Here is a 12552-nt window from a genome sequence, read left to right as displayed (position 1 = left end):
TCGCCCTGCTGGGTGACGGTCGCCTCAATCTGGCTAAGTGCTTTCGAGTTGGCTCCTGCTGTTTCCCCTTGCCTGCGAACATCCGGCAGCGATATCCATATGTTGTTACCGGCGCTGCCCGGGTTTATCCAGCCGCGCCCCCTGACACTCCCGGGAGGGGCGGTCACCTGCCCCGATATCTTCCCCCACAATCCGGCTGCGGGAGTTGCCGGTGCAAGCCAGCCAGTACCGACCCCATTCCTATCTACGAAATGCACGCCAAATTGGCCGCTCGCATTTGTAGTGTTGAATGCATTTGCAGATATATCAAAAACTTCGCCAGGCGTTACCGGGAACCACGCATCTTCGAACGTGCCGCCGTCATACGGAACGATGAATGGCCCCTGGTACGTCGTCGCCGGCTGCGATCCGAACCCTGACGACGGGGCGACACCGACCTGCGCGTTGTACCAGCCCCCCGCTGACATGTCGGAAAAGTCGGACTTGCGCAGCAGGTTGCCGCCGCTGCCGGGGATCGATGCGGAAACCTGCTCGATGCGCGTTCCCTGGGCTGCAACGGTGTCGCCCAGCTGCCGCACACTGGTGTCGGTGATGACAAGGGCATCGGCGGTGGCCTGCGCCTTGTCGCCCGCCTGCTTCGCCAGAAACCGGTTGTTGGCGTCGATGGCATTAAGCACGGCCTGCCGGGTGCCGTATGCGGACAACCAGTAGCCGCGAAACTTCGCCGCCGCCGACTGCGTGGCCGTAATGCTCTGCGCGATGAATCCAAGCGTTGCTGGCTGCAGCGCTACCGGCAGACGAACCAGCCGCTGGGCGGTAACGGCCGGGGCATCAAATGCAAGATATGCCGGCTGCAGCGATACACCCGCGACGCGAACAGCCGTGACAGGAGCGCACTGCCACTGCAGCGATGCCGGCGCAAGTGCAACGGATGTGATGCGGGCGACGATTGCAGCGACCGGAGTGGCATCGAACGACAACGTAGCAGGATCGGCGCCGACGGCAACGATTGCACCGCATGCGACGCGGGTCGCGTCGAACGCAAGGGTGGCTGCATCAAGCCAAACCGGAACAGACAACGATGCGGCCACGGGCGCAGCGTCGAACGACAGCGTAACCAGCTCCAGCCGCACTCGGCTGCCGTCATCAAGGGTTTCAGCTTGCACTGGCGCCGCAGCAAAGCCGAGCGTCGCGGCGGCCAGCGCAACCGATACCGCAGTTGCGGCGGCAATCGGTGCCGCAGTTACTGCAAGCGTGGCCGTCTCAAGCTCAACACGCTGGTACGCATCACCCGGCGCGTCTGCTGTCAGCGGAATCCCGCTACCGGCCAACAGCCGGCGGCCGTCGCCGGTAACGAGATACTTGGTCATGCCGGATCACTCTCCTCTACGGCGCCGGCGATGCGCTCCTGGTACATCATCGCGGTGTACGCCTCTACGACGGTCACGACATCCAGCCCGGTAATCGTCTTGCCGTTGACCTCGAACTCGCGCGCGGCGAACTCGCCCACGGTCTCGCCGACGATGCCGAGCGGGTCCATGCGCACAAACTCGCCGTTGCGGTATTCCAGCTTGTGTAGCTCAAGCTGGATCGAGCCAGCCGGCTTGTCCACAGGGTTTCCCTGGATGCGGATGTCGGGGGCATACAACTCGATACGCTCTTCAATATTTTGAGTTTCGCTAAGAATGACGGCCATTTGCTTCCTTTTAGTTGATTTTCTTTACACTTAAGTTATCAATACTTACAAATCCTGCATCACCCCCATAGCAGTTAACTGCAATGAGATCAAATGATGAGCTTTGGACTATATCTTGCGCGTAAGTGCCTGCGCTATTCCGTGCAATACCCGCGGCAAAACCCAGCGAAACGTAAACCCTTCCATTTAGCAGTGCGTTAACCACTGTAAATTCAACACGGTATATTCCGGCAGGCTGCAGGCCATAAGTTATGTACTGAGATGCCCGGGAAATGTCTCCGGTATCACTGTTATATACCAACCTTCCCCCAGAGATGGAGAAAGGGGGGGCGTCATAACTCCAGGACGTGTCTGCGCTAAATGACCCATTAGTTACAAGCTCCTGCCCTATCGACGAAGCTACCCGGCTATCAATAACACCTACATTAAACATCACGCGCCCCCCATCTTTCCGAACAGCAGCCACTCGTTGAGACCGATGCGCTTCAAGCCCCACGGTGAATACTGATTCTTGGTCGTCGCAGTGATGTCGGAACTCTTGCGCAGCGTGACGCCAGGGCCGGCGACGAATGTCACCGCACCCGCGCCCGTCTGCGCCCCCTCCAGCTGGATGTCGTTCGGCCACGCAACAGAGGACTGCGGGGGAATCGTGATCGTCTGCGCCGTTGCGTTATTGCACGGGTTGAAGCGATTCATGTTCTGCAGACCAAGCGTATACGCGGAGCCTGTGATCTCAACGATGGCGGCGCCAACCCCCTCGATGGTCACCTGATCGCCATTGATGGTCGCGCGCACGCCACTGGAGGTCAGGATGCCGGCCAGGGTCTTTGCGGCGATGCCGGACACGGTTGTGCGCTTCGTGGAGTCCGCTCCTGTGCCGCGCTGGAGCGGGACGACATCGGTCCCCTCCAGTGTCGCGGCAGGCGGCAGCCCGTTGAAGTCGGTCGCGGTGTATTCGTCAGCCATGGGCTTACTCCACGGTGATGTCGATCACGCCCGCCGCGATCTTGAGCGCCACGCCCGTCGTGACTGCATACGTCTGCGTTGCCGGAATCTTGAACAGCAGCTTGCCCGCTCCCGATGCAGCGGTGCCGATACCGAAGTAAGTCACGTTGCTGCTGCCGCCGGTTGCCTCCGGCAACAGAACATCCGCAGCGTTCTTTGCGTTCGCGCCGGCAACGGTCCAACCGGCACTGGTCCGCGCAACCGCAACGCGCGCATAGCCGGTGTAGTTCGCTTCGCTGGTGCTCTGCGTGCCGCCGACGCCAGGGTCGGCCGTGTGCGCGCTGACATAGAGCACCCCAGCAGCAGCAGACGGCAGCAGGCCACCCGAATCGCCGATGCCCGTCAATGCCGCGTTGTTGAAGATCAGTGCGGCAAGGCCGTTCTTGAGTGCCGTAGATGCGTTGTTCGCCATGTTGTTTCCTCAGTTAATGATCGTATTGCCGCTCGGGTCGTCCCAGCGGGTCGGGGTGGTCAGGGTGTTGAGGTAGGCCACCAGCGCGTTGAGCGCTGCTTCGTAGGCTGTAAGTTCGGCCGTTACTTCCGACGCCAGTGCCTCGACGCGAATGCCTGGAAGCTCGGCGAGCAGCACCTGCAGGGCTTGCTTGAGCGCCGGTTTTTCGTCCGGGGTGATGACCCCATCGGAAAGGATTTCGTTGATGCGCGTCTGCGCCGATGCCACCGCTGCCTCGCGTGCGATCCGCTCGGCCTGCATGTCGGCAGCGCGCTGGCTGGCTTCGGCCGCCAGCTGCTGGGCATTCGACTGCTGGGCATCGGCCAATGCCTGCGCGGCGGCGGCATCGCTCTTGAATCGATCAACGCGCTCCTGCTCGAGCTGCAACTGCAGATCGATCAGCTGCTCGGTGACGTCCTCCGGGTCAAGCCCCGCGATGATTTCGCCAAGGTTGGGGCCGAACGTCTTTGTCACCGTGCGCATGCCGCCGGACAGCTGCCCGGCGGTGTTGCGCGATCGACACGCGATGGTCCACTCGCCCGCCGCCGGTAGCACGCTCTCGAACGGTGCGGTGTAGTAGCCCGATTCGCCGAGCGGCGTCATGGCGTCCCAGTCCGGCGTAGCCACGGCGCCGGCCACATAGCGGATCTCAACGCCAGCAAAATCCGGCGAGCGCATCGTGTCCGCAAGCCATCCCCAGCTGTAGACGCGGACGCCGCCGCTACGTTCGGTCACGTCGAACAGGTCCACCAGCACCGGCGGCAGCCCGGCGCCGCCCGTCGTGTACGTTGCCTGCACGGCCACGCCGGCCTCCCCATCCGGCGAGAACGGCCGCACGACGATGGTGTACGTGCCCGGCTCGTTGATGCGCCACGTCGCGGTCCGCGTCACCGTCTGGGCCACGTCCTGCAGCTCGCCGCCGGCACCTGCCGCCCGGACAACCGTTGTCCCCACCGGCCCGGTCACGTCGAACGTGGCCGTCAGTTCGGTGAAGGTAGTGTTGCCCTGGACGATCTGCGCTTCGCTGATCCGCAGGTTACTGGCCACCGGCCGGGTCTGCAGCAGCGACTGGTTCGGCGCCGGGATGTAGTGCCCGGTGAGCACGTAGTCCCAGAACTCCGGCCCCTCCGGCACGACCCTCACCGCGGCCCCCTTCAAGTCCGGCTCCGGCTCGATGCTGGTCACGCGTACCCGGTAGCCGGGCGTCTGCCGGAAGTCGTAGACCCAGATGGTGTCGTGGGCCGGGTTGTCCGGATTGGCGCCCGGGATCGCGGCGTCTGCCGGCCACGGATCGGCCAGCGTGATGGTGTTGCTCGTCCCGCTGAACGGCTGCACGCGCAGCACCCGGTACACCCGCTCGCCGGGGATGCGCAGCCCGATGTAGGCGTTCCCGGCCGCCGGCGCCGGCACGGGCTCATCCAGCAGCAGCGTCATCGCACCGCCCGTGCCGCTGGCACCCTGCACGCGCCCACCGTAGCCCCACTGCGTGAGGTCGTGCTGCAGGGCCAGCAGCGACAGTCGCTGGTAGCTCAGGTGCTCAATGTCTGTGCTGTAGCCGATGTCCTTGTACTGGTACAGCGACTGCGCCAGATGCCAGCGCGCCAGCCTGGCCGCGTGCTCCTCGGTGCTCACGCCCTCACCCGATACCTGGGCCGGGTTGAGCATGATGTCCACGCCCGGTGCCGGCACCCGCAGGGTCTTGGCCTGCCAGTCGGTCGAGTCGATGTACGTGTACTCGATGCCATCCGCGGCGTTTGCCAGGGTGTAGTCCACCTGGAAAGCGCCCTTCTTGATCGTCGGCATGGCGACGACGCCGGACAGCGGCTGTTCCTGCGCTGCCCAGACCACGCCCAGCCGCCCACCGGCCCAGGTGATCTCGCCGAAGCCCGCGCGCGCGATGGCGGCCAGCACGTCGGTGTGGCTGCGCGCCTCCTTCACGCAGAAATCGTACGTGTAGCCATTGGCGGCGCAGTGCAGGGTGAACGCCTTCCACGACTCGATGTCGATCTGCGCGTCCGCCAGGGCCATGCCCGCCAGCAGGCGCGAGCCGGCCCAGATGCCGCGCGCGTACGCAGGGCCCTGCGCGCCGGGGTTGCTGCTCTCCTTCGTCACCCACGCCGTGCCGGTCCACTCCGGAATCGGCGCCGCGAAGGCGACGCCCCGCAGCTCGTCCGGCGTGCCATTGAGCTGGCCGGTGGCCTTGATCCGCACGCCGCTGCGCGCGATACCGGTGTAGTCCGCATCATCCGCCTGGACCGACGTGAGCTGGGTCCACTGGAAGTCGTTCTTCTGGGTGTTCTTGCCCTCATAGTTGCCCTGCCCCAGCATGCGCACCCGCACGTCGTACTGCCCGCGCGCGACATCCCGGGCCAGCGTTGCCCGGCGCACGTCGAACCGGTCAGAGCGGAAGGTCTGCGATGCCAGCGGCTGCCACGTCGCGCTGCCTGCCGGGCGATACTGCGCCTCCACCGTCTCCGAGACGTAGTAGCTCTTGCCGCTGGTGCCGGTGCCGCCCAGGACGTACTCAAGGTTGATATGGATGCGCACCGTGTCGGCGCTGGTGGCGCGCTCCACCCACGCCTTGTCCTTTGTCAGCTCCGCGCCGTCGATGGTGTCGGCGTTGCTGTACAGCGGGATGGTCTGCTCCGGCATCTGGCTGTAGCCAGCGTGGTAGACCTGCACGCCCTCGTAGTTCGACAGCGGCGTATCGCCGTTGTACAGGGCCTCGATGCGGCCCACGTTGATGCCGGCCGACAGCAGCAGGCCGAGGAACTGATCGTTGCCCTCGTACCAGGTGTACGGCTTGCTCAGCAGGTCCGGGGTGATGCGCACACGGCCGAACAGGAGCGGAATCGGGTCGTATGGGCGCAGCTGGTTGCGCGCGCCGCTGATCGAGTACACGGGGTCTTGCTGCCGGTTGTCCGTCCGCGGCGGCTTGGGCGCCAGCACCTTATTGACCAGCATGGCGCCGGCCATGTAGGCGGCCGTCGCTGCTGCGTAGCCAGCAACACCCGTCAGGCCCAGGAACGCGCCACCGGCCATACCACCGGCACCGAAGGTGAAGTAGGTCAGCGCGATCAGCGCAACCACGGCCAGCGCCGACTTGCCCACGCCGCCGCGGACCTCGATCACCTGCCCCTGCTTCGGGTAGACGTGGTGCCACAGGTGCCGCTCGACGGCACGGCCACCGATGCACACCTCCCACCGCTGCCCGTCCAGCTCCGGCACGTTGCGCTGCAGGATGGCGTACAGGCTCTCGCCCGCGCGCGCCTCCCACACAACGTTCCGCTGGCCGTCCAGCATCAGCGGATGCGGGGTCACGATCAGCTGGCCCGGCCCCAGCGGCGGTTGTTGCATCACACCCATGCGTAGTAGCCCTCGATCCTGAGCCCGAAGTCGGGCAGCTCACGCACGCGGTGCAGCACGCTGCAGCCGTTGCGCTCGTTCGTGTGGAGTACCCAGCCCTCGTAGGCCAGGAAAAAGAAAACCCCGGCATGGCCGGGGCGCTTCTGTCCGTGTTCGACCATCAGGACGAGATCCCCGTCCTGTGGCGTGTCCGTTCGTCGTCCATAGGGGCGCGACAACTCCCCAAGGGCCGCCTGCCCTTCCACGCCCCGCGGTCGCCGGCCGGGAAGCTGGACGGTGCGGCCGAACAACGCCCGTTGGACCAGCACCACCAGATCGGCGCAGTCGAACTCCCGTTCGTCGTACGGGATGGCGACGAAGCGCTCCACGTCGGCCAGGCGCATCAGAACGCCCCCGGTGCGGTGAACGGGTTGTAGCGCAGCCGCACAGCCTGCTGGCGCATGATCGCGTCATAGCCGCACTGCGCCGTCGCCGTCCTGGCGTTGACCGACACCTGCGTCAGCGGCAGCAGGTAGGTGCGTTCGATGACATTGGGGTCGGCCCGGTCGCTGAGCATCAGCTTCGCCATCACCACGTCGCCCGGTAGCAACCGCTCCAGGTCTTCCGCAATACCGCGGCCCACGTTGTCAAGCGTCAGTACCGCACGCGGCGTCTGGCCGGACATGTCATCGGGCAGCTTGAAACCGAACGGGCACGCGAGGTACTCGACGCCGTTGCTCACCCAGTTCTGCGTATCGTTGACGATGCGCAGCGTCTCGGCGAACGATGGCGCAGATACCTCCAGGAACAGCAGCGTCCCGGCTGTGTCGGTGACGCGCTGCCGGCGTTCGAGGAAGGCGGTCATCGCAGGTACTCCATAACCACTGTTCGCTTGCTATCGAAGGCCGCGTCATCGATCAGGGTCAGCTCACCGATCGAGCCGCCTTCGAAGCGGACCATCAGCTCTCTACCGTTCCGGGGGTTCCGGAACTTGAACCAACCAATCCGCTTGAGCGTATCGAAGTACCAGTCCTCGAACTCGTCAGCGGCCGCGACGGTCTCGAAGTAAAAGCTGGCCTTGATCTTGGCCATGACGCGCGTATTGACGATGCGCTGCTTTGGAACCCCACGCTCCATCTCGGTGCGCTCCACGCCTGGGTCGAACGACTCGGAGATGCCGTCCATCATCACGGTGGTGGTTGCTGGAAGAGTGATCACAGGCGCTCACTCCAGCCATAGCGGGCGACCCCCGCACGCCCGATTTGCCCGCCGCTGGCCACGTCGTCTGCCGCTGCGGCCAGGAACAACTTCAGCAGTTGCTCGCCATCGGCACCGCGCCAAATCTGCGCACTTTCCACGCGCGCCGGAGCACCATTGTTGTGGATCTCGACCTTCATGCTGCCGGCGCTCCCGGCTGAGTCATAGGCCGCCGTCTGCCGCCTACTGAGGACGCGCTCGCCGGTCTGGAGAACAGCCACGCGCTCGTCGGCTTTCAGGCCGAAACCACCGCCGTCATGGAAGCGAGGCGCGCTTCCCAGCATCTCCGGCGAGATGGCAATGCGCACTCCGGTACCACCCGTGCCGACAAGGCCGCCTTGATGGTGCTTGCGCGCCTGGAACAACGATGATACCCAGCCCATGACGCCGCCCGCTGCACCGCCGCCGGAGCCGCCGAAGTTGAACATACTCCGCAGGGCCCGCATGGCGGCCTCCTGAGCAACCATGCGGGCAACACCAGCAACAAAGCCCTTGACCATATCGTCAAAGCTGTCCTTGAAGCCCTTCGCCCTGGTTGCCATGTCAGCAAAGAAGTCGCCAAGCGAGGCAGCGCCCATGTCCTGGAATTTCTGCTGCCAGACCCGCTGCGCCTGAACCACCTGCGCAATCTGGACATCGATCTCCTGGAGGCCCGCGATAGCCGCCGCCTGCTCGGGTGATCCCTTGGCAAGGCCCTGCATGGAGTCGACCGCGGCAACCCGCAGCGCACGCAGCTGCTCCAACGCCTGGGACCGGGCGATCTTCAACTGTGCTTCACCCTCTCCGTAGCCGAGCATTCCGGCGCCCACCTGGGCGCCAATGGCCGTCTCCTTGCCTTGGAGCTGGGAGGTGATCTTGCCCAGCGCGTCGCGCAGTTCGTCGGACTTGGCCTTTGCCACCAATCGGTCGATGAGGCTGCTCACCAGCGCTTGCCCCGTGGCGTCACCCTCGGCACGCAGGCGCTGCATCAGGGCCTTGTACTGGTTCTCGAGTTGGGCGCGCTGGGCTTCCCCGGCCTTGCCATCAAGCTCCAGAAGCCGGTTCTTCACCTCAGCCAACGACTGAGCGAGCCCCTCCTCAGCCTTCTTCTGTTCCGTTGCCGCAGTGGTGGCCACCTCGGCACGGTCACGCTGCAGCTTGACGATCTGCTCTTCGATACGCCGCCGGCCGGCCGCCTCCGTTGTGATGGCTAGCTCCGAACGGGCCTGCTCGATCTCCAGGTCGATGGACTTCTGCTGGAGTGCTGTCCGCTTGCTGAAGTACTCCGCGATGGAGATACCACCGCGCCCGTAGAGTGCGTCCAACTCAGCCATCGTTCGTCGGATGGCATCAATCATGAGTGCATTGGATTTTGCGATGGACTTACCCGTCTCCGCGACAGCTGCATCCACAGGCTTGAGAATGTTATCGATGCCGCTGGTGAGGATCTCGAAAATCTTATCGTCCCACTCGTCCAGCATCTTCTGCGCCCGGGCTGCGTCCGCCTCGGCCTGAACCAGCGCGGGGTTCATGGAAGCCCGACTGCTAGACTGAAGCCCCAGCAAATTGCCGCCTCCACGGCCGGCGTCGACATTCTCGCGCGCGTTGATCTTGGCAGCCTGCAATTGCGCCTTGGCAGCCATCATCGTGGTCAGCGCTTCCTCGCGCTTGGCCTTCGCCACCTCAAAGGCTTGGTCGCGCGCATACTTTGACATGTCGCCGACTTCCTTCAGGGCGCGCTTATGCTCGTCCTGCGCCTGCTTTGCCTGCTCGGTTCGCTGGTAGAGCTCGTAGAGCACCGTGGTCAATGCCACCAACGCGAGTGTGATCGGCCCACCCATCGTCGCCAAGGTCGCTTTCAGTCCGTTGGCTGCGATCGCCGACACCGCCAACGCAGCGCGCATGGCTGCCAGCCACTTGATCAGGGCCTGAACACCGATGATTGCGGCTGCGATACCACGAGCGGCGAGGTACGCCCCAACCGCCACCGCCAGCAGGTCTATGTGCTTAATGGTTAGCGCCGCCGCCTCGCCGAGCAGACGCAAGTACCTGGCGCCATCCTGTGCAACGAACCGCGCAAAGCCGCCGACCAGCTGCAACACCGCGTCCGTCAACCCAGCGGCGGCGGCTTTCATCTCGGGGGAGGCGAGCGCTGCGGCCACGCCGTTGATCGCCGAGATGACGCTGCTGAGGCTGCCGCTCCCCGACCCGTCTACCAGGTCCCGAAGTGCGTTCCCCACACCGGCCAGGGCGCCACCGAAGGTGTTGCGGGCTGCTGCCCCGGCGCCTGCATAGCTCTCCGCCATGGCGTCCAGCACGATCTGCTGGGCCTCAGCAGTCCGGCCGGTGGCCTCCATGATCTTCATCTGCAGCTTCTGCTGCTCGGTGAACTTGAACCCCTGCTTGGTCAGGGCGGCAACGCCCTGGGATGGCTTATCGAGCGCCTTGCCGATGGTCTCGGCCGATTGCTCGATGCTTTCGCCGAGGCGTGCGGACTGGTCAATGGCCATCTGCAGTGCCTGCGGGAACTGCTTGCCGACGATGCCGGTGTACGACAACAGCCGCGTCTGGGCGCGCACGATCTCGCCGGCGGAATGGGTTGTCGCCTCCGACATGCTGCTGGACATATCCAGCAGCTGCTGCTGGGTGTAGCCGGCCTGCTGCCCGGTCGATTTCAGCACGGCCTGAAGCTGGGCCACCTCGCCGGAGGCATCACGGGTTTCCGTGATGATGCTGCGGAACAGGCTACCGACCGTGACGCCAGCGAACAGCCCACCAATCACGTTTCGGAACTGCGCGATGCCATCGGTGATCCCTTTCAGGTCCACCGACTTGGACGCCTCACGCCGCAACGCAGCGACGTCCGAGCGCAGGGCAGCAAAGCCCTGTTTGATGTCATTGAGGTCTGCCGAGAACCTGACGCGCAGATTCGGCTGCTGAGCGTTACTCATGTCAGTCAGTAATCCTTTTTAGGTAGGACGCGAAGCCGGCTTCGTCGTACTGCGCCGCACGCAAGTTGAGGGCCTCGGCAGCCAGGCGGCGCCGGTAGGCACCGGCGGCTGCCTCAGTGAAAGCTCTGACCTGCGCCAAGGTGTAGCTCTTGATCTGCTCGAACGAATGGCCGTTCTGGATCAGAAGCTGGAGGGTGTCTGCCCATCCCCAGGCGGCCGCGCTGCCTTGCTGAACTCCCCCTTGAGGTCGCCCAGGAGCGGCACGATTCGCCGCAAAAAAAAATCCGAGTTCACCCGCCCGACGGCCATGGCCAATTCAATGAACTCGGCAGGGTCGCCCGACCGGATCAGATCCACCGGCTGACCACTGCACAGTGCGGTCGCGATGAACAGCGGCTCGGAGTAGTCCACCACCAGGTCCATGATCAGCTCGGGGGTGACTTCCACATCGAACGCCCCATCGGTGGTGGCCGCCTTCTCCCGGAGAGAGGCAATCACTGGCCGCAACTCGCGGACAACAGCCGGGATGACCCCAATCGACAGGGGGTGGATGACCAGACTTTGGCCCTTGTACGCCACGGAGATGCTGGCCGGAGCCAGCACCTCCATATCGTCAGCACCAGTGGCCGGCGTTACCCAGCTCACCCGACCACCTCCTGATCCACCACGAAGTACTTGGACAGCTGCGCGCCCTTGCTGGTGTCCGGCAGCAGTGCGCCAGTCACTTCGCCCTGGCCATGCTGGTCGCCGATCAGACCCAGCTGAGCCATCACGCCACCGCTGACCTTGTGGACGCGGATGCGCACGGCCTTGCCACTCTGGGCCTCATTGAGACCGAGGAAGAGCATCTCGTACTGCTTGGCGGGATTGACCAGTGCCTGCACGGTGGTCTGCGCACCGTAGTCATAGCTGACCTTGATGTTCGGCTTGCCATCGGTGGAGGTCGGAATGGTGCTGTCCTCCGGGATGTACAGCCCGCCATCCTGGAAGATGTAGTCCTTGCCCGCTTCCAGAACGGCGGACCCGGTATCCGGCTTCACGGCAGTGACCGCGGTTGCGATCTTCCCGAGCGGCGTGAAGCCGCCCTTGTAGGCGGTGATCGGCTCGTCCACCGCCTTGCCGGCGGCAACCTTCGAGGACGTGCCACGCAATGCACGGGCGAAGTTCTCGGGGGCGAAGTCGTGGAAGGTGTACGCGAACTCCACGCCGGTCAGGCGGTCGACGCGGTTGCGCTCGCCACCACCCGGGGCGGTGCCATCCGCCAGTGCGATGGTGTTGGTCTGGGGGCTCAGCGTCACCGCCGAGCAGTTGCCCACCTCCTCGAAGGGGGCACGGGCGCCGAATTCGCGGATGAGCAGCTTGCCGCTGCCCAGGTAGCTCTGGTCCTGCATCTGACCCTGCATGTCGTATCTCCAGTGGTTGCCGCGCTGCGGCGGGTTATTTGTTGGGGGTGTTGGATTGGTACGTGACCGCTACCCCGACCCATCCGGCACCGGCCGATTCAGGCATCAGCGGCTCCATGGACACGTAGATCGGGAAAGTGATGCCGCGCGGGTATTGGTGCTGCTTGTTGGCCATTGCCTCTTCGATGTCGCTGACCATGGCGTCAAGCTGCGTCTGGCCGCTGCCCAGCGCCGCGGGAACCTTGGCCATCACGCTTACGGTCGTCAGGCGATGGGTCTTGCTGAGGGCGGGATCTACCGCCCGCTGCTGCTTGTCGATCACGGCGGTCAGCACGGCATCGGCCGTGCCATCTGCGGGGGCGGGCTCCAGGGTCCAGGACAGACCTGCATCGGTACGGAACCCGTTTTCAACGGTGATGGCGGCCAGGCACTTGGCCATGGCATCCAGCAGGCGCATGCGTGGGC

At 64.6% G+C, this 12552-nt stretch carries 12 protein-coding genes; all 12 read right to left on the bottom strand.

What is annotated here, in order from left to right; all coding sequences use genetic code 11:
* A partial coding sequence (locus ABB22_RS17345) for a hypothetical protein (RefSeq protein ID WP_152984252.1) occupies positions 1–1370 on the bottom strand: 1370 nt, incomplete at its 3' end.
* A complete protein-coding gene (locus tag ABB22_RS17340; protein ID WP_057505445.1) occupies positions 1367–1696 on the bottom strand; it encodes a hypothetical protein in 330 nt (109 codons plus the stop codon). The genes ABB22_RS17345 and ABB22_RS17340, both read right to left, overlap by 4 nt.
* 432 nt (positions 1697–2128) lie before the next feature.
* The gene (locus tag ABB22_RS17335; RefSeq protein ID WP_057505444.1) at positions 2129–2662 is read right to left on the bottom strand and encodes a hypothetical protein; all 534 of its coding nucleotides are present in this window, start codon (positions 2660–2662) and stop codon (positions 2129–2131) included.
* 4 nt (positions 2663–2666) lie between these two features.
* Positions 2667–3113 carry a phage tail fiber protein gene (locus ABB22_RS17330; RefSeq protein WP_057505443.1) on the bottom strand — a complete coding sequence of 149 codons (447 nt, stop codon included), beginning with the start codon at positions 3111–3113 and terminating at the stop codon, positions 2667–2669.
* Positions 3114–3122: 9 nt separating this feature from the next.
* On the bottom strand, positions 3123–6518 hold the full coding sequence (locus ABB22_RS17325; RefSeq protein ID WP_152984251.1) for a host specificity factor TipJ family phage tail protein: 3396 nt from the start codon (positions 6516–6518) through the stop codon (positions 3123–3125).
* Positions 6509–6901 carry a hypothetical protein gene (locus ABB22_RS17320; protein WP_057505441.1) on the bottom strand — a complete coding sequence of 131 codons (393 nt, stop codon included), beginning with the start codon at positions 6899–6901 and terminating at the stop codon, positions 6509–6511. The genes ABB22_RS17325 and ABB22_RS17320 overlap by 10 nt, the downstream gene beginning before the upstream one ends.
* Complete coding sequence (locus tag ABB22_RS17315) at positions 6901–7362, bottom strand: DUF1833 family protein (protein WP_057505440.1); 462 nt, start codon at positions 7360–7362, stop codon at positions 6901–6903. Before ABB22_RS17315 ends, ABB22_RS17320 begins: the two co-directional genes overlap by 1 nt.
* Positions 7359–7715 carry a hypothetical protein gene (locus tag ABB22_RS17310; protein WP_057505439.1) on the bottom strand — a complete coding sequence of 119 codons (357 nt, stop codon included), beginning with the start codon at positions 7713–7715 and terminating at the stop codon, positions 7359–7361. The genes ABB22_RS17315 and ABB22_RS17310 overlap by 4 nt, the downstream gene beginning before the upstream one ends.
* A complete protein-coding gene (locus ABB22_RS17305; protein ID WP_057505438.1) occupies positions 7712–10684 on the bottom strand; it encodes a phage tail length tape measure family protein in 2973 nt (990 codons plus the stop codon). Before ABB22_RS17305 ends, ABB22_RS17310 begins: the two co-directional genes overlap by 4 nt.
* A 180-nt stretch (positions 10685–10864) precedes the next feature.
* Positions 10865–11293 (bottom strand): hypothetical protein, encoded by a 429-nt coding sequence (locus ABB22_RS17300; RefSeq protein ID WP_057505437.1) that lies wholly within the window; start codon positions 11291–11293, stop codon positions 10865–10867.
* 32 nt (positions 11294–11325) lie between these two features.
* Entirely contained in the window at positions 11326–12087 is a 762-nt protein-coding gene (locus ABB22_RS17295) for a phage tail tube protein (RefSeq protein ID WP_057505436.1), read from the bottom strand.
* A 34-nt stretch (positions 12088–12121) separates the two neighbouring features.
* The coding region (locus ABB22_RS17290; RefSeq protein ID WP_425477823.1) for a hypothetical protein at positions 12122–12552 on the bottom strand (431 nt) is incomplete at its 5' end.

The sequence above is a fragment of the Stenotrophomonas nitritireducens genome (genome assembly GCF_001431425.1).
In the GTDB taxonomy this organism is placed as follows: Bacteria; Pseudomonadota; Gammaproteobacteria; order Xanthomonadales; family Xanthomonadaceae; genus Stenotrophomonas; species Stenotrophomonas nitritireducens.
The sequence above is the reverse complement of the archived record's forward strand: the minus strand, read 5'-3'. Positions and strand labels throughout refer to the sequence as shown.